General features: G+C 72.2%; 25 protein-coding genes. 11 read left to right on the top strand and 14 right to left on the bottom strand.

Annotated elements, in window-relative coordinates:
• Window positions 1-22 precede the first annotated feature (22 nt).
• A complete protein-coding gene (locus AFM16_RS10315) occupies window positions 23-565 on the top strand; it encodes a carboxymuconolactone decarboxylase family protein (RefSeq protein WP_030791434.1) in 543 nt (180 codons plus the stop codon).
• 28 nt (window positions 566-593) lie between these two features.
• On the opposite strand, the gene AFM16_RS10310 is transcribed toward AFM16_RS10315, so the two are convergent.
• The 3 genes from AFM16_RS10310 to AFM16_RS10300 all read right to left on the bottom strand — a co-directional run bounded on the left by AFM16_RS10310 (window position 594) and on the right by AFM16_RS10300 (window position 3,569).
• Window positions 594-2,081 carry a glutamate synthase subunit beta gene (locus AFM16_RS10310; RefSeq protein ID WP_078633112.1) on the bottom strand — a complete coding sequence of 496 codons (1,488 nt, stop codon included), beginning with the start codon at window positions 2,079-2,081 and terminating at the stop codon, window positions 594-596.
• 162 nt (window positions 2,082-2,243) lie between these two features.
• A complete protein-coding gene (locus AFM16_RS10305) occupies window positions 2,244-2,723 on the bottom strand; it encodes an anthrone oxygenase family protein (RefSeq protein ID WP_078636898.1) in 480 nt (159 codons plus the stop codon).
• A gap of 126 nt (window positions 2,724-2,849) precedes the next feature.
• Window positions 2,850-3,569, bottom strand: a complete 720-nt coding sequence (locus AFM16_RS10300) for a DUF2293 domain-containing protein (RefSeq protein ID WP_078633111.1) — start codon at window positions 3,567-3,569, stop codon at window positions 2,850-2,852.
• Between the two features lie 74 nt (window positions 3,570-3,643).
• On the opposite strand from AFM16_RS10300, the gene AFM16_RS10295 reads away from it, so the two are divergent.
• Together AFM16_RS10295 and AFM16_RS10290 are read left to right on the top strand one after the other, a co-directional pair.
• Window positions 3,644-4,285, top strand: coding sequence for a nucleoside/nucleotide kinase family protein (locus tag AFM16_RS10295; protein WP_030791422.1), 642 nt, complete (start codon window positions 3,644-3,646; stop codon window positions 4,283-4,285).
• Between the two features lie 155 nt (window positions 4,286-4,440).
• Window positions 4,441-4,875: a CBS domain-containing protein gene (locus tag AFM16_RS10290; RefSeq protein ID WP_030791419.1), complete on the top strand. Its 435-nt coding sequence runs from the start codon at window positions 4,441-4,443 to the stop codon at window positions 4,873-4,875.
• A gap of 25 nt (window positions 4,876-4,900) precedes the next feature.
• On the opposite strand, the gene AFM16_RS10285 is transcribed toward AFM16_RS10290, so the two are convergent.
• Window positions 4,901-6,028, bottom strand: coding sequence for a magnesium and cobalt transport protein CorA (locus AFM16_RS10285; protein ID WP_078633110.1), 1,128 nt, complete (start codon window positions 6,026-6,028; stop codon window positions 4,901-4,903).
• A 233-nt stretch (window positions 6,029-6,261) separates the two neighbouring features.
• Here AFM16_RS10285 and AFM16_RS10280 point away from each other — a divergent pair, with 233 nt between their 5' ends.
• Window positions 6,262-7,056 (top strand): methyltransferase, encoded by a 795-nt coding sequence (locus tag AFM16_RS10280; RefSeq protein ID WP_030791412.1) that lies wholly within the window; start codon window positions 6,262-6,264, stop codon window positions 7,054-7,056.
• Between the two features lie 30 nt (window positions 7,057-7,086).
• Here the strand turns inward: AFM16_RS10280 and AFM16_RS10275 are convergent, their stop codons facing one another.
• The 5 genes from AFM16_RS10275 to AFM16_RS10255 form a co-directional block, all read right to left on the bottom strand.
• A complete protein-coding gene (locus AFM16_RS10275; RefSeq protein WP_179123263.1) occupies window positions 7,087-8,193 on the bottom strand; it encodes a carbohydrate kinase family protein in 1,107 nt (368 codons plus the stop codon).
• Window positions 8,190-9,098: a pseudouridine-5'-phosphate glycosidase gene (locus AFM16_RS10270; RefSeq protein WP_078633109.1), complete on the bottom strand. Its 909-nt coding sequence runs from the start codon at window positions 9,096-9,098 to the stop codon at window positions 8,190-8,192. Before AFM16_RS10270 ends, AFM16_RS10275 begins: the two co-directional genes overlap by 4 nt.
• Before the next feature lie 27 nt (window positions 9,099-9,125).
• The gene (locus AFM16_RS10265) at window positions 9,126-10,418 is read right to left on the bottom strand and encodes an MFS transporter (protein ID WP_078633108.1); all 1,293 of its coding nucleotides are present in this window, start codon (window positions 10,416-10,418) and stop codon (window positions 9,126-9,128) included.
• A gap of 54 nt (window positions 10,419-10,472) precedes the next feature.
• Window positions 10,473-11,027: a methylated-DNA--[protein]-cysteine S-methyltransferase gene (locus tag AFM16_RS10260; protein WP_078633107.1), complete on the bottom strand. Its 555-nt coding sequence runs from the start codon at window positions 11,025-11,027 to the stop codon at window positions 10,473-10,475.
• 84 nt (window positions 11,028-11,111) lie between these two features.
• Window positions 11,112-11,984, bottom strand: coding sequence for a glycerophosphodiester phosphodiesterase (locus tag AFM16_RS10255; RefSeq protein ID WP_078633106.1), 873 nt, complete (start codon window positions 11,982-11,984; stop codon window positions 11,112-11,114).
• A 292-nt stretch (window positions 11,985-12,276) separates the two neighbouring features.
• On the opposite strand from AFM16_RS10255, the gene AFM16_RS10250 reads away from it, so the two are divergent.
• The 6 genes from AFM16_RS10250 (at window position 12,277) to AFM16_RS10225 (ending at window position 20,671) form a co-directional block, all read left to right on the top strand.
• The gene (locus AFM16_RS10250) at window positions 12,277-13,149 is read left to right on the top strand and encodes an MHYT domain-containing protein (RefSeq protein ID WP_078633105.1); all 873 of its coding nucleotides are present in this window, start codon (window positions 12,277-12,279) and stop codon (window positions 13,147-13,149) included.
• Between the two features lie 40 nt (window positions 13,150-13,189).
• Entirely contained in the window at window positions 13,190-15,352 is a 2,163-nt protein-coding gene (gene uvrB, locus AFM16_RS10245) for an excinuclease ABC subunit UvrB (RefSeq protein ID WP_078633104.1), read from the top strand.
• A gap of 164 nt (window positions 15,353-15,516) precedes the next feature.
• A complete protein-coding gene (locus AFM16_RS10240) occupies window positions 15,517-16,095 on the top strand; it encodes a TerD family protein (protein ID WP_030791391.1) in 579 nt (192 codons plus the stop codon).
• Window positions 16,096-16,183: 88 nt separating this feature from the next.
• Window positions 16,184-18,202, top strand: coding sequence for a TerD family protein (locus AFM16_RS10235; protein WP_078633103.1), 2,019 nt, complete (start codon window positions 16,184-16,186; stop codon window positions 18,200-18,202).
• A 224-nt stretch (window positions 18,203-18,426) separates the two neighbouring features.
• On the top strand, window positions 18,427-19,428 hold the full coding sequence (locus AFM16_RS10230; RefSeq protein ID WP_107419059.1) for a TerC/Alx family metal homeostasis membrane protein: 1,002 nt from the start codon (window positions 18,427-18,429) through the stop codon (window positions 19,426-19,428).
• 142 nt (window positions 19,429-19,570) lie between these two features.
• Window positions 19,571-20,671: a calcium:cation antiporter gene (locus tag AFM16_RS10225; protein WP_030791382.1), complete on the top strand. Its 1,101-nt coding sequence runs from the start codon at window positions 19,571-19,573 to the stop codon at window positions 20,669-20,671.
• Here AFM16_RS10225 and AFM16_RS10220 read toward each other — a convergent pair.
• Window positions 20,661-21,986, bottom strand: coding sequence for an MFS transporter (locus AFM16_RS10220; protein WP_245177669.1), 1,326 nt, complete (start codon window positions 21,984-21,986; stop codon window positions 20,661-20,663). The genes AFM16_RS10225 and AFM16_RS10220 overlap by 11 nt on opposite strands.
• 80 nt (window positions 21,987-22,066) lie before the next feature.
• Entirely contained in the window at window positions 22,067-23,113 is a 1,047-nt protein-coding gene (locus AFM16_RS10215) for a S66 family peptidase (protein ID WP_078633101.1), read from the bottom strand.
• A gap of 97 nt (window positions 23,114-23,210) precedes the next feature.
• Between AFM16_RS10215 and aroQ the strand changes: the two genes are divergently transcribed.
• A complete protein-coding gene (gene aroQ, locus AFM16_RS10210; RefSeq protein ID WP_030791373.1) occupies window positions 23,211-23,684 on the top strand; it encodes a type II 3-dehydroquinate dehydratase in 474 nt (157 codons plus the stop codon).
• A gap of 107 nt (window positions 23,685-23,791) precedes the next feature.
• Here the strand turns inward: aroQ and AFM16_RS10205 are convergent, their stop codons facing one another.
• The 3 genes from AFM16_RS10205 to AFM16_RS10195 are packed head-to-tail and all read right to left on the bottom strand — an operon-like array spanning window position 23,792 to window position 26,321.
• Window positions 23,792-24,544 (bottom strand): amino acid ABC transporter ATP-binding protein, encoded by a 753-nt coding sequence (locus tag AFM16_RS10205; protein ID WP_030791370.1) that lies wholly within the window; start codon window positions 24,542-24,544, stop codon window positions 23,792-23,794.
• Complete coding sequence (locus AFM16_RS10200) at window positions 24,541-25,440, bottom strand: amino acid ABC transporter permease (RefSeq protein WP_030791367.1); 900 nt, start codon at window positions 25,438-25,440, stop codon at window positions 24,541-24,543. The genes AFM16_RS10205 and AFM16_RS10200 overlap by 4 nt, the downstream gene beginning before the upstream one ends.
• Window positions 25,437-26,321: an ABC transporter substrate-binding protein gene (locus AFM16_RS10195; RefSeq protein WP_030791364.1), complete on the bottom strand. Its 885-nt coding sequence runs from the start codon at window positions 26,319-26,321 to the stop codon at window positions 25,437-25,439. The genes AFM16_RS10200 and AFM16_RS10195 overlap by 4 nt, the downstream gene beginning before the upstream one ends.
• Between the last annotated feature and the right edge of the window lie 281 nt (window positions 26,322-26,602).

Genomic DNA, 26,602 nt, shown 5'->3' with positions numbered 1-26,602 from the left:
TCCGGCTTCTAGGTTGGAGCACATGGATCACACGACGACGAACACCGCCACCGCTCTCATCGATGCAGAGTCCGCCCTCGACCCCGCCACTGCGATCGCCGCCGCCGAGGCCGCCCGCACCCGGCTGGACTTCGGCCGGTCCGCCCGCCCGGCGTTCCGCGCTCTCATCGGCTTCGACGCCGCCGCCCGCGAGGGCCTCGACCCCGCCCTCGTCGAACTGGTCCAGATCCGGGCGTCCCACCTCAACCACTGCGCGTACTGCCTGCACATGCACACCAACGACGCCCGCAAGGCCGGCGAGAGCGAGGACCGGCTGCACCTGGTCGCCGTCTGGCGCGAGGCCCGCCACTTCTACACCGAGCGGGAACAGGCCGCCCTGGCCCTGACCGAGGCGCTCACCCTGGTCGCCGACGGAGGTGTCCCGGACGACGTCTACGCCGAGGCCGCCGCGCACTTCGACGAGCCGGAGCTGGCCCAGGTGATCGCCCTGATCTGCGCGATCAACACCTGGAACCGGGTCGCCCTGGCGACGGCCAAGGTGGCGGGCACGGACGAACGCCGCTGACCCCGGCCGCCCGGCCGGTTCCTTCCGCTCACACGGTCATGGGGCGGTCGTACGGCGAGATCGGCGCCGGCAGCCGGGAGGCGCCGGTCAGATGGCGGTCGACGGCCGCCGCCACCGCCCGCCCCTCCGCGATCGCCCACACGATCAGCGACTGGCCGCGCGCCGCGTCCCCGGCGGCGAACACCCCGGGGACGTTCGTCGCGAAACCGCCGTCCCGCGCGATCGTGCCGCGCGGCTCCATCGCCAGGCCCAACTGGTCGGTCAGCCCGTCCGTCCGGTCGGGCCCGGAGAAGCCGAGGGCGAGCAGCACCAGGTCGGCGGGGATCGACCGCCCGGTGCCCGCCACCGGCGTGCGCCGCTCGTCGACCTCGACGACGTGCAGCGAACGGACATGACCGGCCTCGTCGCCGGAGAAGCGGAGCGTGGAGGCGGAGAACAGGCGCGCGTCGGCGTCGGCCGCCGGCGCGGTCCGCAGATCGCGCGCCTCCTCGTGCGCCGCCGACATCCGGTAGATCTTCGGATACGTCGGCCAGGGCTCCGTGTCCTCGTCGCGCTCGGCGCCGGGCTGCCGGTAGATGTCGAGCTGGGTCACGGACGCGGCCCCCTCCCGCACCGCCGTCCCCAGACAGTCCGCGCCGGTGTCGCCGCCGCCGACGATCACGACGTGCCGGCCGGCGGCCGACATCGGCGACACCTCCAGATCCCCCTCGCACACCCGGTTGGCCAGCGGCAGATACTCCATCGCCTGCTGGATCCCGGCCAACTCGCGCCCCGGCACCGGGAGTTCCCGCCACGCCGTCGCCCCGGTCGCGATCACCACGGCGTCGTGCCGGGTCCGCAGCTCGGCCGCCCCGATGTCCCGCCCGACCGCCGTCGACGTACGGAACCGGGTCCCCTCGGCGAGCATCTGCTCGATCCGCCGCTCCAGATGACGCTTCTCCATCTTGAACGCCGGGATGCCGTACCGCATCAGGCCGCCGATCCGGTCGTCCCGCTCGTACACCACGACCGTGTGCCCCGCGCGCGTGAGCTGCTGCGCGGCCGCCAGCCCGGTGGGGCCGGAACCGATCACCGCGACCGTCTTCCCGGAGAGCCGGTCCGGCGGGCGCGGCGGCGTGAAGCCGTCCGTCCACGCCCGGTCGGCGATCGCGACCTCGACGTTCTTGATGGTGACGGCCGGCTGGTTGATGGCGAGCACGCACCCCGCCTCGCACGGCGCCGGACACAACCGCCCGGTGAACTCCGGGAAGTTGTTCGTCGCGTGCAGCCGGTCGCTCGCCGCCCGCCAGTCCTCCCGCGACACCAGGTCGTTCCACTCCGGGATCAGATTGCCGAGCGGACACGCGTCGTGACAGAACGGGATCCCGCAGTCCATACAGCGGTCCGCCTGCTTGCTCACGATGGGCAGGAGCGCGCCGGGGACGTACACCTCGTCCCAGTCCCGGACCCGCTGCTCCACGGGCCGGCGGGGCCGGTCCTGGCGCGGAGTGGTCATGAATCCCTTGGGATCGGCCATGTCCGTAGTCCTCGCGTGCGTGTGCGCGACAGGCCGTGCGTCATCGGGCGGCACTCTTCCGGCCACGATACGTCCCACCGCGCGGCCCCGCAGAGCCGCGGGACACCGCTTTCCCCCGGTCCCTCCGCGGGAAGCGGGCGCGGGCCGGGCGCCCGCTTCGGATCAGGCCACGGCCAGCAGGTACGACACTGCCGCCGCGCCCGAGGCCACCGTGCGTATGTGGTTCCACGCCGTCCACTCGCGCACATACCGCGGCCAGTACGCCGCCGCCTCCGGAGCGCCCGGATCCAGCCGGGCCAGGGCGTCGTTGCGCGGCACGTTGGCGCTCATCGTCACCCCGAACGAACCGAACAGATGCAGCGCGCTGCCCAGCAGCAGTTCCACCGTCCCCTCGTCCGGCCACAGCACGAACGTCACCACGGCGATCACCACCGCCAACGCCGTCGACCCGAGGAACACGGCCATGAACGCCGGCCGCACCGCCGCCCTGTTGACCGCCTGCATCGCCGCCACCCCCTGCGCGGGCGGAAGCGCCGCCAGCCCGCGCATCACGAAGGTCGAGAACGCGCAGAACACCCCCGCCACCAGCCCGGTGCCGAGCACCCCCAGCACCGTCAGCACGAAATACGGCCCATCGATCATCTCGACGTCAACTCCCGCCTCGAACCGGATCGCACCCGCGACCATCCACCCTCCCCAGTCAATTCCCACCCGTACACCAGGGCCATGGCCGAACCGCGCCGGACCATAAGCGAGCGTCCACGCCCGTCACGCGCCCGTCGGGCCGAGCCCCGCCTCCCACCCCCACTCCCGCAGGATCCGCTCCACCTCCGCCGCGATCCGCCGCCGCGCCTCGCGCCGCGGCACCCCGCCCATCAGCAGCCGGTCGTACGGCGTCTCCAGATGCCGTACGGACGCCACGACCGCCGAGACCACGGCCCGCTCGCTCAGCGCCCGCCCGGCCGCGCTGCGCCCCACCCGGCCGCTGCCCCGCAGGGAGGCGTGCGCGGCGATCGCCCGCGCCCGGTCCTCGGGACACCCCGGCAGCAGCCGCAGGATCTCCGCCGCGAACGCCGCCGTGAACCGCACGTCCTCCTCCGCCCGCCGCCGCGCGTCCCGGACCCGGCGTCTTCGCCGCGCCTCCGCGTCCGCCAGACACCGCGCCTCCGCCCGGGCGAGGCCCGCCTCCTCGACCAGGACGCCCTGCCGCTCGTACCGACCCCGGCGCCGGTTGAACCGCACCACCACCGCCGACAGCGTGCTCTCCTCCCGCGATCTGCGGGTCAGTGCCGTGTCGCCGCGCGCCAGGAACACCAGGTGTCCCAGGTCGGCGCAGTCCAGACAGCGCGGCCCGTCGTCCTCCACGACCACCATCGGCATCGGACCGCGCCGGCATCCGACGCAGTGCCTGCGCCGCTGCGGCTGGACGACGAGAAGGCCGGGCCGGGGGAGGGGAGTTGGGGGTGCTGCGGGTGCTGCGGCCGTCATGGGGACCTCATTCCCGCCGGTGGCCGTCGCGGCACGTCACCGCGGCGCCGCGTTCGCCGGGCGGCTGACGCATCATGGGCCGTGTGCGACTCGAAGCGATCACCTGGGAACGGCTCGGCGACCTCCTCGCCGAGCGGCTGCTCGACCTGAAGCCGGCCGACGGCAGCCCCTGGCCGCGCATCGCCTTCGACGGCGCCCCTGCCGCCCGCCCCGGCGACCTCGCCGAACGCGTCGCCGAGGCACTCCGCGTCCGCGGCCGCCCCTCCCGGGTCGTGGACGCCCACGGCTTCCTGCGCCCCGCCTCGGTCCGCCTGGAGTACGGCCACCAGGACGTCGACGCCTACTACGACGGCTGGCTCGACACCGGCGCCCTGTGGCGCGAGGTGTTCGGCCCCCTCGAACCCGGCGGCGACGGACGGATCCTGCCCGACCTGTGGGACCCGGTCACCGACCGCGCCACCCGCACCCCCTATGTCCACCTCCCGCCCGGCGGCTTCCTGCTGCTGCACGGCCCTTTTCTCCTCCGCCACTGGTTCCCCCTCGACTTCAGCGTGCACGTCCTCCTCTCCCCGGGCGCCCTCCGCCGCCGCACCCCCGAACCCGACCACTGGACACTCCCCGCCTACGAGACCTACGAGCGGGAGACCGACCCGGCGGCCACGGCCGACGTCGTCGTCCGCGCGGACGACCCCCGCCATCCGGCGTGGAACGGCTGACGGGCAGCGGATCCACCGAACCGCCGTTGAACAGGTGCACGATCCGACGGCGCCCGGCTCCGGGTGCGACCGTCCGGCGGCACGGCGAGAATGAAGGGCGCCGGGACTAGCGGTGCCCCCGCGCCGCGCCGGCCGTCCGGCCACGGGAGGTACGCATGACCACCGCCGGAGACATCATGCACCGGGGCGCCCGGTGGATCCCCGCCCACGAGACCCTCGACCGCGCCGCCCAGTTGATGCGTGAACTGGGCGTCGGAGCGCTGCCCATCGGCGACGACAACGACCGGCTCTGCGGCATCCTCACCGACCGCGACATCGTCGTGGGCTGTGTGGCCATGGGCCACGATCCGTCCAAGGTCACCGCCGGGGAGATGGCCAACGGCACCCCGCGCTGGATCGAGGCGAGCGCCGACGTCGACGAGGTGCTCCGCGAGATGCAGGACCACCAGATCCGCCGGCTGCCCGTCATCGAGAACAAGCGCCTGGTCGGCATGATCAGCGAAGCCGACCTCGCCCGGCATCTGAACGACGATCAGATCGCGTCCTGGGTCGAGAACGTCTACGCGATGTCCGGGACCAGCCGCCAGTGACCCCCGGGCACGGCCCGCCTCCGCCTCACAGCCAGCCGTTGCGCCGGAAGCCCCGGTACAGCAGCAGACAGATTCCGGATATCACGCCGAGTATCAGCGGATAGCCGAACCTCCAGTGCAGCTCCGGCATGTGATCGAAGTTCATGCCGTAGACACCGCAGACCATGGTCGGAACGGCGATCACCGCGGCCCACGCGGTGATCTTCCGCATGTCCTCGTTCTGCGCGACCGTGACCTGGGCCAGATGCGCCTGGAGGATCGAGTTCAGCAGTTCGTCGAACGCGGCGATCTGCTCCGTGGCCCGCAGCAGATGGTCGGAGACGTCCCGGAAGTACGCCTGTATCTGCGGGTCCACCACCCGCACCGGGTGCTCGGCCAGATCCGTCAGCGGCCGCTTCAGCGGGACCACGGCCCGCTTCAGCTCCAGGAGCTCCCGCTTGAGCTGGTAGATCCGCCCCGGATCGGTCCGCGCGCCGTTCTCCGCGAAGACGTCCGCCTCGACCTGGTCGATGTCGGCCTGCACGGAGTCGATGACATGGAGGTAGTCGTCGACGACATGGTCCGCGATGGCGTGCAGCACCGACGAAGGCCCTATCGCGAGCTGCCCCGGATCGGACTCCAGCCCCTCCCGCAGCGGACCCAGCGAGCCGTGCCGCCCGTGCCGCACCGTGATGACGAAGTCGGGGCCCACGAACACCATGATCTCGCCGGTGTCGACCACCTCACTGGTGGCCGTCAGTTGCTCGTGCTCCACATAGCAGACCGTCTTGAACACCGCGAACAGCGTCTCGTCGTACCGCTCGACCTTTGGACGCTGATGCGCCTCGACCGCGTCCTCGACCGCCAGCGGATGCAGGTCGAACAGCTCGGCGACGCCCGCGAACTCGTCGTTCGTCGGTTCGTGCAGACCGAGCCAGACGAAACCACGCCGGTGCTTGCGCACCTCCTCCACCGCGCTGACCAGGTCACCCGCGGCCGGTGCCCGCACGCCGTCCAGATACGCCACGCAGTTCACCACCGAGGAGCCCAGCGGCGAGCGCGCGTGATGACTGAGGTCGACCCGGCTGCGCCGCCGGCCGAGCCGCGCCACCTTGCGCAGACCACCGACCCGGCCGAGGCCGGTGACCCTCCGCAGATTCCCCGCCATCGTCATCCTGGCCCCCCTTCGTGGATCTCCTCGCGCCGAACTCCTGCGCCCTGGCGCGCCAGTCTGCCAGGATCACGCCGACCGTGGGTGAGCCTGTGGGCAGCGAGGATTCCGCTTTGTTCCCGCCTGTGGACAACCGGTCGCCCAGCTCACCTCGGACGGCGTGTACCCGCCCCCGGCGTGACCGATCCGGCCGCGTCGCCCACCTGTACAAGCAGGTCAACTGGGATGATCACGGCATGACGCGCACCGACGGGTACCTCCTGGACAACCGGCAGGCCGAGGCGGCCGAACGCTTCGACGCCTTCGCCGCCCTCTTCGACCCCACGACGTTCCGCCACCTCGAAGGGCTCGGCGTCGGCCCCGGCTGGCGCTGCTGGGAAGTCGGGGCGGGCGGCACCTCCGTGGTGTCCTGGCTGGCCAAGAAGGTCGGGCCGACCGGCAAGGTCGTCGCGACCGACATCGACACGAGCCTGCTGACCACGGTCGGCCGCCCGCCGGTGGAGGTACGGGTCCACGACGTCGGCACCGAGGAGCCGCCCGGCGACGGCTTCGACCTGGTGCACGCCCGGCTCGTCCTCGTCCATGTCCCCGACCGGGAGCGGGCGTTGGCCTCGATGATCAAGTCCCTGCGGCCCGGCGGCCGGCTCCTCGTCGAGGACGGCGACCCCGCCCTCCAGCCCCTGATCTGCCCCGACGAGCACGGCCCCGAGCAGCAGCTCGCCAACCGCCTGCGGAACGGTTTCCGCACCCTGCTCGCCGACCGCGGCGCCGACCTCGCCTACGGCCGCAAGCTGCCCCGTCTGCTCCGCGAGGCCGGGCTGCGCCGGGTCGAGGCCGACGCCTACTTCCCGCTCAGCTCGGACGCCTGCGGGGCGCTGGAGTCCGCGACGGTCCGTCAGATCCGCGACCGGCTCGTCGGCGCCGGCCTCGCCACCGAGGACGACATCGAGCGACACCTCGCCAACGTGGCCACCGGCACCATGGACCTGGCGACGGCTCCGATGATCTCGGCGTGGGGGAGGAAGCCGTAACGCCGAGAACCGGGTACGGACTCCACCCCCTCACCCGGCGCGCGCCGGGTCGCCCGCCGCCTGCCCGTCATCGACCGAAGGCCCGGGAGGCCCGGAACAACCGGAAGGCCCGGAACAACCGGAAGGCTCGGAAGGCCCGGAAGGCTCGGGGGACTTGGGGCACTCGGCGGACCCGGCCGACTCGGAGGGCTCGGTGCCGCCCCCGCCCACCGGCGGTCTGCCGCCGACGCGTTCCACCGCCAGGGCCCCCGCCCGGCACCCCTCCGCCGCCGCGGCGCCGGGGTCCGCGCCCGTCAGCAGCGCGGCGAGGAAGGCGCCCGTGAAGGCGTCACCGGCGCCCGTGGTGTCCCGAGGCGTCGCGGGGGCCGCGGGGACCGATGCGAGCACGGCACCGTCCCGGGCCACCAGCGCGCCGTCCGCGCCCTGCTTCGCCACCACCAGCGGCACACGGCGGCTCAACGCGGCCGCCGCGTCCGCGCCGTCCGGCAGCCCGGTCAGCAGACACGCCTCGTCCCGGCTGGGCAGCAGCACGTCCACCCCCTCGACGAGGGCCATGAACCGCTCGACACCCAGCTCCACCAGAAAGCCCGCCGACGCCGGATCGAGGCTCACCGGGACTCCACGCGCGCGTGCCGATGCCACGGCCGTGCGGACCAGCGCCCGCCCGGTCCCGGAGAACAGCAGATAGCCCGACAGATGCAGCCGCCCCACCCCGTCCAGCAGGGCCTCCGACCAGTCCTCGGGGCCGAGCCGCAGGGACGCGCCGCTGTCGGTGAGGAACGTCCGCTCCGCCGCCGCACCGGTGTCCACCAGGCAGATCACCGTGCCGGTCGGGGCCTGAGGATCGACGACGAGCCGGGGCCGTACCCCCGAGGCGATCAGCTCGCGTTCGTGCCAGGCCGCCGCGTCCGCGCCCACCCGCCCGAGCAGCCGGACGTCCGCACACCCCCGATGGGCCGCCCAGCACGCCACGTTGGCGCCCGCGCCGCCCGGCAGGGTGCGGATCACGGCGACCGTGTCCGTCCCCGACGCCAGCGGACCCCGATGCCGTGCGACGACGTCCGTCACGACGTCACCGACCACCAGCAGCGCCCCGCCGCCCTCGCGCGCGGCGGCCCCGCCCGGCAGGCCGCTCACCCGGCGGCCCAGGCGGCCGCGATCCTCCCCGCGAGCCGGACATTGCCGCGCACCGCCGCCAGGTTGGCGCTCAGGGACGCCCCGTCGGTGTGCCGCACCAGGTAGTCGAGCAGGAAGGGGGTGACGCCCTGGCCGCTGACGCCCTCCGCCTCGCACGCGTGCAGCGCGTCGGCGAGCACCCGCGCGTGCAGCGCGGGATCCAACTGCTCCTCCTCCGGCACCGGGTTGGCCACGATCAGCGCCGACTCCGGCATGTCCAGCGCGTCCTGGGCCCGCATCACCGCGGCCACCTGCGCCGGGGAGGTGAGCGTCCAGTCCACCGGGTGTGCCGAGTCGGACAGATAGAAGCCGGGGAAGCGGTCCGTGCCGTATCCGGCGACGGTCACCCCCAGGGTCTCCAGCCGCTGGAGCGTCGCCGGCACGTCCAGGATCGACTTCACGCCCGCGCACACCACGGTGATCCGCGTGCGGGCCAGCAGACCGAGGTCCGCCGACTCGTCCTGGGTGACCGTCCACTCCCGGTGCACACCGCCGAGCCCGCCCGTCGCGAACACCCGCACCCCGGCCAGCGCGGCCAGCAGGGCCGTCGCCGACACGGTCGTCGCCCCGCTCGCGCCCGCGGCCACCGCGGGCGGCAGATCTCGATGGCCCAGCTTGCGTATCCCGTCCTCGTTGGCCACCCGCTCCAACTGCTGCTTGTCCAGGCCGACATGGGGCCGCCCGTCCAGCACCGCGATCGTCGCCGGCACGGCGCCCTGCTCCCGGACCACCGCCTCCAGCTCCAGCGCCACCTGGAGATTGCGCGGGCGAGGCAGCCCGTGCGCGATGATCGTGGACTCCAGGGCCACCACGGGGCGACGCGCGTCAAGCGCCTCGCGCACCTCTTCCGACACCACCAGCACCACGCCTGCCTCCTGTATGTCGCTCTCCCCTCATCCCTGGCGAGCCCCGCGCCGCGTCAAACCCCCGCGCGTGAAGAGCACCAGCGCGGCCAGCGGTACGAGCAGACAGGCGGCCGCGAGGTTGAGCCACGCGTAGCTCGCCTTCGCCACCACCAGCCCGGCGATCGCCCCGCCGACCCCGGCCGAGGTGTTCATCGTGAGGTCGGACAGCCCCTGCGCCGCCGCCCGCGCGGACTGCGGGACGGCGTCCGTCAGCAGCGTGGAGCCGGACACGAGCCCGGCCGACCAGCCCAGGCCGAGCACGAAGAGCCCGGCGGCGGTCTGCCCGTGGGAGCCGCCCGCCGTGCCGGCCAGGAACAGCGCGCAGGCCAGCAGACCCGCCGCGAGCCCGGTCACCGACAGCCGCCCCACCCGGTCCGCGAGCCGGCCCATCAGCGGCGCGAACGCGTACATGCCGGCGATGTGCCCGCTGATGACCAGCCCGATGAGATCGATGCCCGCCCCGTGATGTGCGAGGTCGAGCGGTGTCATCGCCATCACCGAGACCATCGCCGTGTGGGACACGGCGACCGTCACCAGCGCGAGCCGGGCGAGCGGCGAGGCGGCGACGGCCGACAGCCCGGCCCGCAGGGAACGCGCCTCGGGGGAACGCTCGTCCTCGGGCGCGAGCGCGCGGGCCGTCAGCAGCGGGTCGGGGCGCAGCAGCACGGCCACCACGACCGCGGAGACGACGAAGATGGCGGCCGCCCACAGGAAGGGTCCGGCCGCCTCGGGTATCCCGAGACCCGTGACGCTGCGGCCGGCGGGCGCGGAGATGTTCGGGCCAAGCACCGCGCCGACCGTCGTCGCCCACACCACGAGCGAGATCGCCCGGGCCCGCCGCTCGGGCTCGGCGAGATCGGCGGCCGCGAACCGGGCCTGGAGGTTCGCCGAGGAAGCCGCGCCGAAGGCCGCCATGCCGCAGAGCAGCAGCGGAAAGCTGCCGATCCGCGCGGCCACCACCACGACGGAGGCGCCGAGGGCGCCGATCAGATAGGCCAGGACCAGCCCCGGCCGGCGCCCGCGTGCCGCCATCAGCGCGGCCAGCGGCATCGACAGGACGGCCGTCCCCGCGACGGTCGCGGTGGGCGCGAGCCCGGACAGCGCCTCGGTGCCGCTGACCTGCCGGGCGAGGACGGCGGACAGCGCGATGCCGGTGGCCACCCCGAGCCCGCCGAGGATCTGCGCGGCGACCAGCACCGCGGTCGTACGCCGCCGCAGGGCGGGCACCTGCGCGGCGTCGACGGGCGGCACGCCCGCGCGTTTGACGATGAGGCCGGTCACCGGCGCGATCTCCCCCCCTGTCCGACCTGTGGGGCCGGCGGCACCCGTCGGACGTCAGAACAGCGGTTCGGGCAGGACCCCCTCCAGCGCGAGCAGCTTCCGCTTGGTCTCCAGGCCGCCCCCGAACCCTCCGATGCCGCCGTCGCTCTCGACGACCCGATGGCAGGGAACCACGATCGGCAGCGGATTGGCACCCATCGCCGCCCCCACCGCCTGGGCCGCGCCCGGCTGCCCGACCCGGCCGGCCAGATCGCCGTACCCCACGACCGCGCCGTACGGCACCCCGGAGGCCAGCTCGCGCAGCACCTGACGGTTGAAGCCCGAGATCAGCGACCAGTCCAACGGCAGCTCGAAGTCGCGCCGGTCACCCGCGAAGTACGCGTCGAGCTGCCGTATCGCCTCGGACAGCAGCGGGGAGCCGGGCGCCTCGACGGGCTCGGTGCCGAGCCGCTCGGCGAGCCGGGCGAGCGCCTGGTCCCGGACCGGGCCGGTGGCGTGGAACACGACGTTGACCACGCCCTCGGGGGTCGCGGCCAGCAGCAGCGGACCGATGTCGCTGCCGACGACGGCCCACACGACCCGCTGCTCGTTCTGCGCATGGCTGCTCATGCGCCCCACCGTACGGCCCGCCACCGACAACGCCCCCGGCCGCTCCACCGCCGGCGCCGGTCCGGCCGGGACACGGGCCCGGCGTCAGTACCAGTACACCGCCCGCCGCACCACGTCCGGCTTGTTGCTGATGATGCCGTCGACCCCGTACCCGGCGACCGTGCGGGCGGCCGGGGCGTCGTCGACGGTCCAGGCGAAGACCTCCATCCGCCGGCCGTGCGGCCCGGTGAGCGCGTGCACGGCGTCCACATAGGACCGCGACAGCGTGGTGTGGGACGGATTGACCAGATCGGCGAAGCCCGCGTACGAGGGCAGCTCCGCCACGGGCGGCGTCCCGAGCAGCCCGGTCCGCACCGCAGGCTTCAGATCGTGCACGGTCCGCAGGCTGTCCGCGCTGAAGCTCTGCACGATCAGCCGCCCGGACAGGTGCCGCGGGTCGAGCCAGCCCTCGTTGCTCAGCAGCTTGAGGGTCTGCGCCTCGACGCCCGGGTACAGGGCGGGGTTCTTGATCTCCAGGAGCAGCTTCTGGTGGTTGCGCTCCACCCGGTCCACGTACTCCTCGAGCGTCGGCACGCGCGTGTCCGCGTAGGCGGGACCGAACCAGCCGCCCGCGTCCAGCCGGGCGATCTCGGCCGCGGTGAAGTCCGCCACCTTCCACGGCGCACGGTCGGGGAAGACCTCCTCGACGTCGGTGGTGCGGCGCAGGGAGTCGTCGTGGATCACCACCAGCTCGCCGTCCTTGGTGCGCTGGACGTCGTTCTCCACCCAGACGACGCCCCGCGCGGCGGCCTCGTCGACCGCGGCCAGCGTGTTCTCGGGGGCGTACGCGGAGGCGCCCCGGTGGGCGATCACCGTGGGCCGGACCGCGCCGCCCGCGCGCGCGTCGTGGACGGGCAGCAGCAGGGCGGCGGTGCCCAGGAGCGCGGTGGTCGTGGCGGCAACTGCACGCGCGTGCATGTGCACTCCTTGTGTGGATCGATTTCACATACCGGTCACGTACGGCTCAACTGTGACAGCACAGAGTGAACGACGAGGGGGGTGCGGAAGGCGCGCGGAAGGAAAGACAGGATGAAAGATGGTGCCGCGGGCCCTCACGGATGCCGCACATGTGGGGCAGGACCGTGTTTCTTTGCCGGAAAATCGTTCGACCATTCCGGTGGCAGTCATACTCTCTCTCAGCCTTGACCGCTCGCGCGGTCCCGGGGAGGGGCGCGTCAGGACATCCAACAGGGCGGAAGGGCAGCCGCGCATGCACGGCACGGTCGACGGATTCAGCTACGGCCTCGTCACACCGCTGGTGGCCTACGTCATGGCCTGCCTCGGCGGCGCCCTCGGTCTGCGCTGCACGACCAGGGCGCTGCTCGTCTCGCACTCCTGGCGCCCCGGATGGCTCGCCCTCGGCTCGGCGGCGATCGGTTCCGGGATCTGGACGATGCACTTCATCGCCATGATGGGCTTCACCATCCAGGACGCCCCGATCCACTACGACAAGCCGATGACCTACGCGAGCCTCGCCGTCGCCGTCGTCATGGTCGGCGTCGGGATCTTCATCGTCGGCTACCGGGGCGCGACCGGTACCGCGCTGTTCACCGGGGGCACCATCACCGGACTGGGCATCGCGTCGATGCACTACCTGGGCATGGCCGGCATGAGCTTCAACGGCACGCTGGAGTACAACACCTTCACCGTGGGCGCCTCCGTCGCGATAGCCATGGTGGCCGCCACCGCCGCCCTGTGGGCCGCGGGACAGGTCAGGGGCTTCCTGTGGAGCGTGGGCGCCGCCCTCGTCATGGGGCTCGCCGTGACCGGCATGCACTACACGGGCATGGCCGCCATGAAGGTGCACCTGCACACCGGGGCCCCCGTCCCGGGCGACTCGCCCACCACCCTCCTCGCGCCGATGCTGATCGGCCCCCTCGCCTTCCTCTGCCTCGCCGGCGTCGTCATCCTCTTCGACCCGCTGATGATCATGGGCGGGCCCGAGCGGGCGCCCGTCGAGCACAAGCCCGGCGTCCCGGCCCGCCCCGGCTCCGCCCACCCGGCCCACACCCCGCGCCGCCTGCGCCTCCGCACCCGCGGAACGGCCGCCCACCACGAGACCCGCACCCCGCAGAACCGCTGACCCGGCCCCGTTGTCAGTGGGGGGTCGTACGGTGGATGCCATGCGGCCCGTATCCCAGATCGAACGCACGGTGGCGCCCTTCGAGGTCGTCAGCCCCTACCAGCCCAGCGGCGACCAGCCGGCGGCCATCGCCGAGCTGGCCCGGCGCGTGCAGGGCGGCGAGAAGGACGTCGTCCTGCTCGGCGCGACCGGCACCGGCAAGTCCGCCACCACCGCGTGGATGATCGAGAAGCTTCAGCGCCCCACCCTGGTGATGGCGCCGAACAAGACCCTGGCCGCCCAGTTGGCGAACGAATTCCGCGAACTCCTGCCGAACAACGCGGTCGAATACTTCGTCTCGTACTACGACTACTACCAGCCCGAGGCGTACGTCCCGCAGTCGGACACCTACATCGAGAAGGACTCCTCGATCAACGAGGAGGTCGAGCGGCTGCGCCACTCCGCCACCAACTCCCTCCTCACCCGGCGGGACGTCGTGGTGGTCGCCTCCGTCTCCTGCATCTACGGCCTGGGCACCCCGCAGGAGTACGTGGACCGCATGGTCTCCCTCAAGGTCGGCGACGAGATCGACCGGGACGCGCTGCTGCGCCGCTTCGTCGACATCCAGTACACGCGCAACGACCTGGCGTTCAGCCGCGGCACCTTCCGGGTGCGCGGCGACACCATCGAGATCTTCCCGGTCTACGAGGAGCTGGCCGTCCGCATCGAGATGTTCGGTGACGAGATCGAGGCCCTCTCCACCCTCCACCCCCTCACCGGCGAGATCATCAGCGACGACGACCATCTCTACGTCTTCCCGGCCACCCACTACGTCGCGGGGCCCGAGCGCCTTGAGCGGGCGGCCAACGACATCGAGAAGGAACTGGGCGAGCGCCTGGCCGACCTGGAGAAGCAGGGCAAGCACCTGGAGGTCCAGCGGCTGCGCCTGCGCACCAACTACGACCTGGAGATGCTCCGCCAGATCGGCTCCTGCTCCGGTGTCGAGAACTACTCGATGCACTTCGACGGCCGCTCGCCCGGCTCCCCGCCGAACACCCTGCTCGACTACTTCCCGGACGACTTCCTGCTCGTCATCGACGAGTCTCATGTCACGGTCCCGCAGATCGGCGCCATGTACGAGGGCGACGCCTCCCGCAAGCGCACCCTCGTCGACCACGGCTTCCGGCTGCCGTCCGCCCTGGACAACCGCCCGCTGAAGTGGGAGGAGTTCCAGGAGCGCATCGGACAGACCGTCTACCTGTCGGCGACACCCGGCAAGTACGAGCTGTCCCGCGGGGACGGCGTCGTGGAGCAGATCATCCGCCCCACCGGTCTGATCGACCCGGAGGTCGTCGTCAAGCCCACCGAGGGCCAGATCGACGACCTGGTGCACGAGATCCGCACGCGCGTGGAGAAGGACGAACGCGTCCTGGTCACCACGCTCACCAAGAAGATGGCCGAGGACCTCACCGACTACTTCCTGGAACTGGGCATCCAGGTGCGCTATCTCCACAGCGACGTCGACACGCTGCGCCGTATCGAGCTGCTGCGCGAGCTGCGCGCCGGTGAGTTCGACGTCCTGGTCGGCATCAACCTGCTGAGGGAGGGCCTCGACCTGCCCGAGGTCTCCCTGGTGGCGATCCTCGACGCCGACAAGGAGGGCTTCCTGCGCTCCGGCACCTCGCTGATCCAGACCATCGGGCGCGCGGCGCGCAATGTCTCCGGCCAGGTCCATATGTACGCCGACAAGATCACCCCGGGCATGGAGCGGGCGATCGAGGAGACCAACCGCCGCCGGGAGAAGCAGGTCGCGTACAACACGGCGAACGGCATCGACCCGCAGCCGCTCCGCAAGAAGATCAACGACATCGTGGCCCAGATCGCCCGCGAGGAGGTCGACACCGAGCAGTTGCTCGGCTCCGGCTACCGCGCGAAGAAGGACGGCGGGGGCACCAAGGCGCCGGTTCCCGCACTCGGCGGCAAGGCCGCCAAGGGAGCGAAATCCGCCACGGCCGCCTCGTCGGCGAAGTCCGCGAAGGGCAAGGCCGAGACCGTTCCGACCGACCGTCCCGCCGCCCAACTCGCCGAGCAGATCGAGGAGATGACCCAGCGCATGCGGGCCGCCGCCGCCGATCTCCACTTCGAGGTCGCCGCCCGGCTGCGTGACGAGGTCTCCGAGATGAAGAAGGAACTGCGTCAGATGAAGGAGGCGGGTCTGGCCTGACGGCCCGGCCCGCGAGGCCGCCGTGCCCGGGTTCCCACGCGCTGTGTTGCAAGACCGACACAAAGTGCGGGCCTGGGTACGGCACTGTCAGTGCCCTTGCGTAGGGTTTTGGACAACCGCGGGTGCCGCGGCAACAGGGGACAGTCCGAGAGGGGAATCAGCGCGTGACCGTCAACATGACCAAGGGTCAGGCCATCAGTCTTCAGAAGAACGACGGCGGCAGCCTGACCGCGGTGCGCATGGGTCTCGGCTGGCAGGCGGCTCCGCGGCGCGGCCTGTTCGGCTCCCGCACCCGCGAGATCGACCTCGACGCCTCCGCCGTCCTCTTCGCGGACAAGCAGCCGGTCGACGTCGTCTTCTTCCGTCACCTGGTGAGCGACGACGGCTCGGTCCGTCACACCGGTGACAACCTGGTCGGCGGTGTCGGCCAGGGCGGCGACGACGAGGCGATCCTCGTCGACCTGGCGCGCGTCCCGGTCCACATCGACCAGATCATCTTCACCGTGAACTCCTTCACGGGCCAGACCTTCCAGGAGGTGCAGAACGCGTTCTGCCGCCTGGTCGACGAGACCAACGGCCAGGAGCTGGCGCGCTACACGCTCGCCGGCGGCGGCGCCTACACCGCGCAGATCATGGCCAAGGTGCACCGGGTCGGCGGCGGTTGGAACATGACGGCCCTCGGCACCCCGGCCAACGGCCGTACCTTCCAGGACCTGCTGCCGGCGATCCTGCCGGCGCTGTAAGACGGCGGGCGGGGCCCGGCCGGGCGGACACCGGCCGGCCGGGCCCGCATCCGACACCACCACACGCGACACAGGGGGACGACAGGCGATGACGGCCGAGCTGGTGCGGGGACAGAACCACCCGCTCTCCCAGGCCCGCCTCGAGATCAGGGTCTCGGCCGGCACGCCGATCGTGGCCGCGGCGACCCTCGGCGACGAGGACGGCAGGGCGCACAGCGTCGAGTGGGTGGCCCATCCGGGCGCGCCCACACTGCCGGGCCTGGAGGTCTCCCGGCAGGCCGCCGCGGACCACCGTCTCGCGGTGGACCTCGACGCGCTGTCCGCGGAGGTGCACCGGGTCAGCGTTCTGCTCGCCCTGCCCGTGGGCGTCGGCGGGCCGGTCAGCTTCGGCTCCGCCGCCGTCCCCTTCGTCGCGGTCACCGGTCTCGACGGCACCGAGGTCGCCTCGTACACGATCACCGGTCTGGACGCCGAGTCGGCCGTGGTCGCCCTGGAGCTGTACCGCCGCCAGGGCGCCTGGAAGGTGCGGGCTGTCGGCCAGGGGTACGCGGGCGGTCTCGCGGAGCTGCTCACCGACCAGGGCCTGCCGCAGGCGCCCCAGCTCGCGACGAGCATCAATTCCGCGGTCGTCGACGGGGTGGCCCGTTCGCTCCAGGCTCCGCCGCCGCGCACCCCCGAGGGCGACCGCTCCCGGCAGACGGCCACCTCGGCCCTCGGCCCCGACCAGAGCGGTTCGCCGTACACCACCCAGGGCGCCACCGGGCCGTACCCGGGCGCGCAGGGCGCCACCGGCCCCTACAGCGGGGCGCCGGGCCGTCCGGACGGCGGCGCCTCGCCCACCGACCCGGCCGCCGCCCAGCCGACGCCCGCGGCCCCGTCCTCCGGCGGCCCGATCGACTACAGCCACCCCCGCCGGCAGAACGCCGCTCCGCCGCCGCCCCCGCCCACCGCTCCTCCCGCCGAGCCCGGTCAGCCGGCCCGGCCGGTCGCCGGGGACGCGACCGGCTGGTCCATGGACGAACGCCTCTACAACCAGGTCTGGGGCATGTTCGAGGACCTGGCGCGCACCACCGCCGCCTACCGCAGCGCGGTGGACTTCGCCGACACCCGGCTGGAGAAGGAGCTGGACCAGGTCCTGTCCGACCCGCGCAGCCGGATCGGCGGCCAGGGCGACGCCGCCCGGGAGACCGCCCAGGCCAAGCACGTCCAGCTCGTCGACCAGGCCCGTGAGGCCCTGGAGCGCGATCTCGTCCAGCTCACGGCCGAGGCCGAGGTCGTCGAGCCGGCGCTGCCCGTGGCGTACGCCCGCTGGGACAACCCGGCGTGGCACGCCTACCGGGTGCCGATGGAGATGCCGATGGCGTTCCGGCTCGGGGACCTCCAGTTGCCCGAGAGCGATCCGCTGCGCATCCCGATGCTGGTCCGGCTGCCGCTCGAACGCGGCCTGTGGATCGACGCCGGGCGCACCGCCGCGTCCGACGGCTCGTTCGCGGACTCCCACGAACTGCGGCAGCTCGCGATGGAGTCGGCCGTGGCGCACACGGCCCGCCTCCTTGCCGTGCATCCGGCGGACGAGTTCACCGTGCATGTCATCGACCCGGCGGGATCCGGCGCGCAGGCGCTCGCGCCGCTGGTGCGCGCCGGGGTGCTCGCCGCCCCGCCGGCGGTCGGCGCCGCCGGTGTGGCGGACGTCCTGGGGCGGCTCACCCAGCGGGTCGACCTGGTGCAGATGGCGGTGCGGGGCGGCGCGGCCGACTCGCTGCCGCCGGGCTTCGACACCTCCCAGCAGCTCTTGGTCGTCAACGACTTCCCGCACGGTTTCGACGACCGCGCGGTGAACCAGTTGCGCTATCTCGCCGACGAGGGCCCGGCCGTCGGCGTGCATCTGATGATGGTGGCCGACCGCGAGGAGTCCAGCGCCTACGGGCCGCTGCTCGACCCGCTGTGGCGCAGTCTGCTGCGGCTGACGCCGGTGCCCGACGACCACCTCGCGGACCCCTGGGTGGGCCACGCGTGGACGTACGAACCTTCCCTCGTGCCGCACGGCAGCCAGGTGCTGGAACAGGTGCTCGCACAGGTCGCGGCGGCCCGCGCCAAGTACAGGTAAAGGACCTCTGACCAGGCAATTTGATCTTTTCTTTGCCAATCCCTTTACCGTTCCTTGGTGATTGGGGTACTGTCTTCCGTGCGGAGGGGAGTACTCCCTGACTGCGGCGTTCCCGTCAATACGGATCGATCCTGATCCCGGGACGTCGGCCCATCGCATGGGTGGAAGAGACCTCCGGCAGCGCAACGACGCTGACCTTGCCGTTACGTACTGCCGGAGGCGCAGTGGATGTTTCCGTGACCCTGTGGGTCCTTACCATCGTGGGCCTGGCCGCCCTCATCGCGGTCGACTTCTTCATCGGCCGCAAGCCGCACGACGTGTCCATCAAGGAAGCCGGGATCTGGACCGTCGTCTGGATCGCCCTGGCCGGGCTCTTCGGCCTCGGCCTGCTCTTCTTCGGCGGCGGACAGCCCGCCGGGGAGTTCTTCGCCGGCTTCATCACCGAGAAGTCGCTGAGCGTCGACAACCTCTTCGTCTTCGTCCTGATCATGGCGAAGTTCGCGGTCCCCTCGCAGTACCAGCAGCGGGTCCTGCTCTTCGGTGTCCTCATAGCCCTGGTCCTGCGGGCGATCTTCATCGCCGCGGGCGCCGCGATCCTCGCCAACTTCGCCTGGGTCTTCTATCTCTTCGGCGCCTTCCTGATCTGGACCGCCTGGAAGCTCATCCAGGAGGCCCGGGCCGCCGAGGAGGACGAGGAGTTCGAGGAGAACAAGCTGCTCAAGGCCGCCGAGCGCAGGTTCGGTGTCGCCGACCGCTACCACGGCACCAAGCTGTGGATCGAGGAGAACGGCAAGCGGGTCATGACCCCGATGCTGGTCGTGATGCTCGCCATCGGCACCACCGACGTGCTCTTCGCCCTCGACTCCATCCCCGCGATCTTCGGTCTCACCCAGGACCCGTACATCGTCTTCACCGCCAACGCGTTCGCCCTGATGGGTCTGCGCCAGCTCTACTTCCTCATCGGCGGACTGCTGAAGAAGCTGATCCACCTCAGCTACGGCCTCTCGGTCATCCTGGGCTTCATCGGCGTCAAGCTGGTGCTGCACGCGCTGCACGAGTCGGGCGTCCATGTCCCCGAGATCAGCATCCCCGTCTCCCTCGGCGTGATCTGCTCCGTCCTGATCGTCACCACGGTCACCAGCCTGCTCGCCTCGAAGAAGCAGCAGGCGGCCGAGGCGGAGCGCTCCGAGGACGAGGGCGCCCCCAAGGACAGCATCGGGGCCTGACCTCGTGGGACGCGATGACAACCACCCCGGGAGCGGTGCGCGGCGCAGTGCCGGGCACCGCTCCCGGTGCTCCCGCTTCCGCCCCCGGCCGGAGTGCGAGAGCCGGAATGCGAAGCCCGGGCCGCTCTGCGACGATCGCTCCATGATCGCTCGGCTCAGGTCGCTCGCGACCCGGTGGACGTCCCTCGTGCCGGTGCTCGCGGTCGTCCTGCTGGTGCTGACCTGGGGCCGCGACCTGCCCGGAGGGATCGTCGCGCTGGTGACGCTGGTCCTCGCCGGAGCGGTCCTGGCCGCCGTGCACCACGCCGAGGTCGTCGCCCACCGTGTCGGCGAACCCTTCGGCTCCCTCGTCCTCGCGATCGCCGTGACGATCATCGAGGTCGCCCTGATCGTCACCCTGATGGTCGACGGCGGCGACAAGAGCTCGACCCTGGCCCGGGACACCGTCTTCGCCGCGGTGATGATCACCTGCAACGGCATCGTCGGCCTGTGCCTCCTGACCGCCTCCCTGCGGCACGGCACCGCCATCTTCAACCCCGAGGGCACCGGCGCCGCCCTCGCCACCGTCGCGACCCTGGCCACCCTCAGCCTGGTCCTGCCGACCTTCACCACCAGCAAACCCGGACCGGAGTTCTCCAGCGTCCAGCTCACCTTCGCCGCGGTGTCCTCACTGATCCTCTACGGGCTGTTCGTCGCGACCCAGACCATCCGGCACCGCGACTACTTCCTGCCGATCACCCGGCAGGGCGACGTCATCACCGCGGACACCCACGCCGACGCCCCCTCCTCCCGGACCGCCCTGATCAGCCTCGGCCTGCTCGGTCTCGCCCTGATCGGGGTCGTCGGCCTGGCCAAGGGGGTCTCGCCCACGATCGAGTCCGGCGTGGACGCGGCCGGGCTCAACCAGGCCGTCGTCGGTGTCGTCATCGCGCTGCTCGTGCTGCTGCCCGAGACCATCGCCGCCCTGCGCTCCGCCCGCCGCGACCGCGTGCAGACCAGCCTCAACCTCGCGCTCGGCTCCGCGATGGCCAGCATCGGCCTGACCATCCCCGCCGTCGCCCTCGCCTCCCTCTGGCTCACCGGCCCGCTCGTCCTCGGCCTCGGCCCCACCCATATGGTCCTGCTCGCCCTCACCGTCGTGGTCAGCTCCCTGACGGTGGTGCCGGGCCGGGCCACGCCGTTGCAGGGCGGCGTCCACCTGGTGCTGTTCGCGGCGTACCTGGAACTGGCGATCAACCCTTAGTGACCCCGACCGTCACCGGCCGCCCGGCCCCCACCGGCGCCGGGCGCGTCTCCGGCAGCAGCGCGAAGCAGCCCAGGCTGACCAGCGCGATCGCCGTCAGATACACGCCCACCCCCCACGGCACCCGCCCCGACCCCTCCGCGAGCGCCGTCGCCACGACCGGGGTGAGCGCGCCCCCGAGAACACCCCCGAGGTTGTAGCCGACCGAGGCGCCCGTGCAGCGCACCCGCGGTTCGTACAGCTCGGGCAGATAGGCCGCGATCACCCCGAACATCACCACGAACGCGATCAGCGCCCCCATCAGCCCCACGAACATCGGCAGCGGCGCCCCCGTCGACAGCAACGCGACCATCGGGCACATCCACAGCGCCGCCATGGCGCTCCCGGCGAGGCACAGGGGCCGTCGCCCGTAGCGGTCGCCGAGCATCGCCGTCAGGGGTGTCAGCGCGCCCTTCACCACCACCGCGGCCATGATGCAGGCCAGCATCACGGTCCGGCTCACGCCGAGCCGCTCGGTCGCGTACGCCAGGGACCAGGTCGTCGCCGTGTAGAAGACCGCGTACCCGGCGGCCAGCGCGCCGGCCGTCAGCAGGAGCAGCCGCCAGTGGTCGCGCACCACCTCGGCGAGCGGCACACGCGCGCGGTCGTCGATCTCCAGGAAGCGAGGGCTCTCCGGCAGCGAGGACCGCAGCCACAGCCCGAGCACGGCCAGCACCCCGGCCGCCCAGAACGGCACCCGCCACCCCCAGCCCGCGAACTGCGCCTCGGTCAGCACCGCGGACAGGACCAGCACCACCCCGTTGGCGAGCACGAAACCCACCGCGGGCCCGATCTGCGGAAAGCTCGACCACAGCCCGCGCCGCTCGGCCGGGGCGTGCTCGGCGGTGAGCAGCACCGCGCCGCCCCACTCCCCGCCGAGCCCCAGCCCCTGGAGGAAGCGCAGGACGAGCAGCAGCACGGGAGCGGCCGCCCCGATCGTGTCGTACGTCGGCACGCAGCCGACGGCGACCGTCGCCGCGCCGGTCAGCAGCAGCGAGGCGACGAGGACCGGCCGGCGCCCGTGCCGGTCCCCGATGTGCCCGAAGAGCATCGACCCGAGCGGCCGGGCCAGGAAGCCCACGCCGAAGGTCCCGAACGCGGCCAGCGTGCCCGCCAGCGGCGAGAACGTCGGGAAGAACAGCGGCCCCAGGATCAGCGCGGCCGCGGTCCCGTAGACGAAGAAGTCGTAGAACTCGATGGCCGTCCCGGCCAGGGAGGCGGCCGCGAGCCTCGGCATGGAGGGCGCGGCCGCCTTCACGGTGCGTACGTCGTGCATGCCGCGTCAACCACCCGCGGTGACGGACGGTTACGGGGGCGCGCGGAGTACAGGACGGGGGCGGGAGGTGCCAGGGGGCGTCAGTACGTGACCGTGATGCGCCGGGCGGGGCCGTCGACCCGGACCGTCCCGCCGTAGGGGATGACGAGCTGCGGGGTCGTGTGGCCGAGGTCCACGTCGAAGACGGCCAGCGTGTCGGGGGCGTACTCCGCCAGCGCGCGCTCCACCGCCGCACGCTGCTCGGCGGCGTACCGGGCGGACTCCTCCGGGCTGTTGGGCCGCTCGAAGGACCAGGTCTTGGCGCGGCCCATCAGCAGCGCCGGGAAACGCCGCAGCAGCCCGCGCTCACCCATGTTGCGCAGGATCCGGTAGACCTCCGTGCCGCTCGGCAGCTCCTCCGAGGTCTCCAGGAACAGCACGCCCCCGTCGTACACCGACGGGTCGTGCGCGATCTCGCGGTCGGCCATCAGCAGCCAGGCGAGGATCTCCAGGCAGCCGCCCCAGCTACGCCCCTCCACCACACGGTCGGGGTTGCGCCAGATCCAGCCGTCGCCGGGCCGGGTCTCCGGCTCCTCGTCGAAGGTCGCCGGGTCGGCCCAGTCGCGGTTGACGTCGTTCCAGCGCTCCGCCGGCCGCAGTTCGTAGGCGCCCGGCGTGAACAGCGCGGCCCGCAGGGAGTCGGCTGTGAGCCGGTCCATCGCCACGGGGCGTCCGAGCTGGGTCATCACGGTCGCGCCGTGGAAGCCGACGATCCCCGTGGTGTGCAGGAAGGCGAGCAGGTTGGTGTTGTCGCTCATGCCGAAGAACGGCTTCGGGTTGGCGCGGATCAACTCCCGGTCCAGCAGCGGCAGCACGGTGATCTGGTCGTCACCGCCGATCGACGCCATGATCACCTTGATGTCCGGGTCGGCGAAGGCGGCGTGGATGTCCTCCGCCCGCTCCTTGGGGGTCGTCCCCATCCTGCGGGTCGTCGGGTACTCGACGGGCTCCAGACCGAAGTCCTCACGCAGCCGTCTCAGCCCCAATTCGTAGGGGCGCGGGAACAGTTCGGGCAGTCCGGCGGCGGGCGAGAGGACGGCTATACGGTCGCCGGGTGCCGGCTTGGGCGGGTACACGGGCGGGATCATGCTCCCGGAGGGTACGCCCTCTCGGCCGCCGTTTCACCGTGATAAACCGGTTCGAGCAGCGGCCCGGTACGGGCCGCCCCGACGGACCGGAGGAACCGTGCCCCGCACCCTGGCCAACGCCCCGATCATGATCCTGAACGGCCCCAATCTGAACCTCCTGGGCCAGCGGCAGCCGGAGATCTACGGGTCCGACACGCTCGCCGACGTCGAGGCGATGTGTGTGAAGGCGGCGGCCGCGCACGGCGGCACGGTGGACTTCCGGCAGTCCAACCACGAGGGCGAGCTGGTCGACTGGATCCACGAGGCGCGACTGAACCACTGCGGCATCGTCATCAACCCGGGGGCCTACTCGCACACGTCGGTCGCGATCCTGGACGCGCTCAACACCTGCGACGGCCTGCCGGTCCTGGAGGTCCACATCTCCAACATCCACCGGCGCGAGTCCTTCCGGCACCACTCGTACGTCTCCCTGCGCGCCGACGGGGTGATCGCGGGCTGCGGGGTGCAGGGGTACGTGTTCGGCGTGGAGCGGGTGGCGGCGCTGGCGGGATCGGGGACGGCCGACACGTGAGCACCGCCCTCAGGGCCGACAGGTAAGCACCGGCCTCCAGGAGCACGCCCCTTACCCGGTCACGCCCCCTACACGGTCACGCCCCTTGCACGGTCACGAGCGGCGGGTCACAGCCGTCCCGCCTCCACGATCCGCCGCAGGAACCGCCGGGTGCGCTCCTGACGCGGGTCGCCGAAGACCTGCTCCGCGGTGCCGCGCTCCAGCACGACCCCTCCGTCCAGAAAACAGACCTGGTCGGCGACCTCGCGCGCGAAGCCCATCTCGTGCGTGGCCAGCACCATGGTCATCCCGTCGCCCTTCAAGTCGCGCACGACGTTCAGGACTTCGCCCACCAGCTCCGGGTCGAGGGCCGCGGTGACCTCGTCGAGCAGCAGCAGCCGGGGCCGTACGGCCAGGGCGCGCACGATCGCCACGCGCTGCTGCTGGCCGCCGCTCAGCCGGTCGGGGTACTCACCGGCCCTGCCGCCCAAACCGAGCCGCTCCAGCAGCTCCCTGGCCCGTTCCTCGGCCTCCGCGCGGGAGACGCCGTGCACCCGCCGCGGCGCGAGCGTGATGTTGTCCAGCACGGTCATGTGCGGGAACAGGTTGTACGACTGGAAGACCACGCCGATACGGCGCCGTACCGCGTCCTGGTCGACGCGCGGATCGGTGATCTCCTCGCCGTCCAGCCAGATCGCGCCGTCGTCGATGTCCTCCAGGAGGTTGGCGCAGCGCAGCAGGGTGGACTTGCCGGATCCGGAGGCGCCGATCAGCGCGGTCACGGTGTGCGGGGCGACCTCCAGATCGACGTCCCGCAGGACGACCGAGCCGCCGAAGGTCTTGCGGACGGACTCCATCCGCAGCACCGGCGCGTCGCTCATGTCGTACCCCCCTGGGCCCGCTGACGGTCCATCCGGGCGGTCACCCAGTCCGTGAAGCGGGTCATCGGAATCGTCAGCGCGACGAAGACCAGCCCCGCCACGATGTACGGCGTGTAGTTGAGGCTGCGGCCCACGATGATGTCGGCCGCGCGGACGGCGTCGATCGCGCCGCCGATCGACACCAGTCCGGTGTCCTTCTGGAGGGACACCAGGTCGTTCAGGAGCGGCGGCACCTGGCGGCGCACCGCCTGGGGCAGCACCACGTACCGCAGCGCCTGCCGGTTGGACAGGCCGAGCGAGCGGGCCGCGGCGCGCTGCGAGGGGTGCACGGACTCGATGCCCGCGCGGAACACCTCGGCGACGTACGCCGAGTACGTCAGCGTCAGCGCCGTACCGCCCAGCAGCACCGGATCCACCGTCACGCCCTGGAGCCGCAGCGCCGGGACGCCCAGCACCACGATCATCAGGTTGATGATCAGCGGCAGTCCCCGGAAGAAGTCCGTGTAGGCGGCCGCGAGCACCCGCAGCGGGAAGAAGACGGGGCCGCGCAGGGTGCGGGCCACGGCGATCAGCATGCCGAGGACGAGCACGGCCGCGCCGCAGACCAGCAGCAGCCTGACGTTCAGCCAGAGCCCTTCCAGCACCTTGGGGAGCGCCTCGCGCGCGTACCGTCCGTCGAAGAACGTCTCCTTGGTGCGCGGCCAGCCGGGCGCGCCGACCACGACCAGATAGAGGACGGCGGCCGTGACCAGGGTGGAGAGCGCGGCGATCGCCGTGGCGCGGCGGGCGCGCGTGCGCTTGTAGCGCTCGCGCTCCAGCCGCCGCGCGGACGGCACGTACGCGTCACCAGGGCCACTCGTGTCCTCCTGGCCCGACTCCTTCGCGGTGACGGTCACTTGAGCACGGGCGCGTCGACGGCGTCGGAGAGCCACTGCTGCTCGATCTTCGCCAGGGTGCCGTTCTTCCGGAGCGTGTCCACGGCGGCCGTCACGCACGGGGTGAGCGCGCTGCCCTTGTCGAGGACGAGCCCGAACTGCTCCGGCGTACCGCCCCGGTTCTCGAACTGGCCGACGATCCGGGCGTCGGTCACCTCGGCGGCGGTGATGTAGAACGCGGTCGGCAGGTCCACCACGATCGCGTCGACCTGGCCGTTCTTCAGCGCCGACTTGGCCTGGTCGTTCTTGGCGTAGACGGCCGGCTGCGCGGTCGGCTTCACCACGTCCTCGATGTAGCCGAGGCTCGTGGTGCCGACCTGGGCGCCCAGCTTGAGCCCCTTGAGGTCCGCGAGACTCTTCGCCTTGGCGGCCTTCGAGTCCTTCAGCGCGATGACGGCCTGGCGCACGTCGTAGTAGCCCGACGAGAAGTCCACGGCCTGCTTGCGCTCGTCGCTGATCGACACCTGGTTGATGTCGAAGTCGAACGTCTTCGCCCCCGGCGCGAACGCCTTGTTGAACGGCACGCTCTGCCAGACGACGGCGCTCTTGTCGTAACCGAGCTGCTCCGCCACCGCGTAGGCGACGGCCGACTCGAAGCCCTCGCCGTTGGACGGCTTGTCGTCCTTGAACCACGGTTCGTAGGCGGGCTGGTCGGTGGCGACGGTCAGCTTGCCGGCGGTCTCGGTGGCCAACGCGCCCCGGGCACAGGCGTCGGCGGTCGATCCGGACGGCTTCGCGGCCGCGTCGTCCTCGGGCTGCGGGGCGCAGCCGACGGCGGTCGCGAGAAGGGCGACGGTGGCGCCGGCGACGGCACGGCGCAGAACACGAGGGGCGAGGTGCATGGCGGGAGAGTGACAGCGGGATCCCCGTTTTGTCGAGGTCGCATCAGCAGATGTCCGCATGGTGGGAGCGGGTGTTGCAGTCTCGTGAACAGGGGCGCGAGGAACGCCTGTTCCGCCTGGGGCCGCCGGCCGAGGGCGGGGATCGAAAGGCCGGCGGCCCATGCCGCGCCGGAGCCGTCATCCCGCGCGGGGCATCCCCCAGTTGACCGCGCGGCCACGCACGTGTGCAGCGCGCGCGAGCCTCGGGAGCGTGCGCGCGATTCACACGGGGCGCGTGTACG

It is taken from the genome of Streptomyces antibioticus, assembly GCF_002019855.1.
GTDB classification, from domain to species: domain Bacteria; phylum Actinomycetota; class Actinomycetes; order Streptomycetales; family Streptomycetaceae; genus Streptomyces; species Streptomyces antibioticus_B.
The sequence above is the reverse complement of the archived record's forward strand: the minus strand, read 5'-3'. Positions and strand labels throughout refer to the sequence as shown.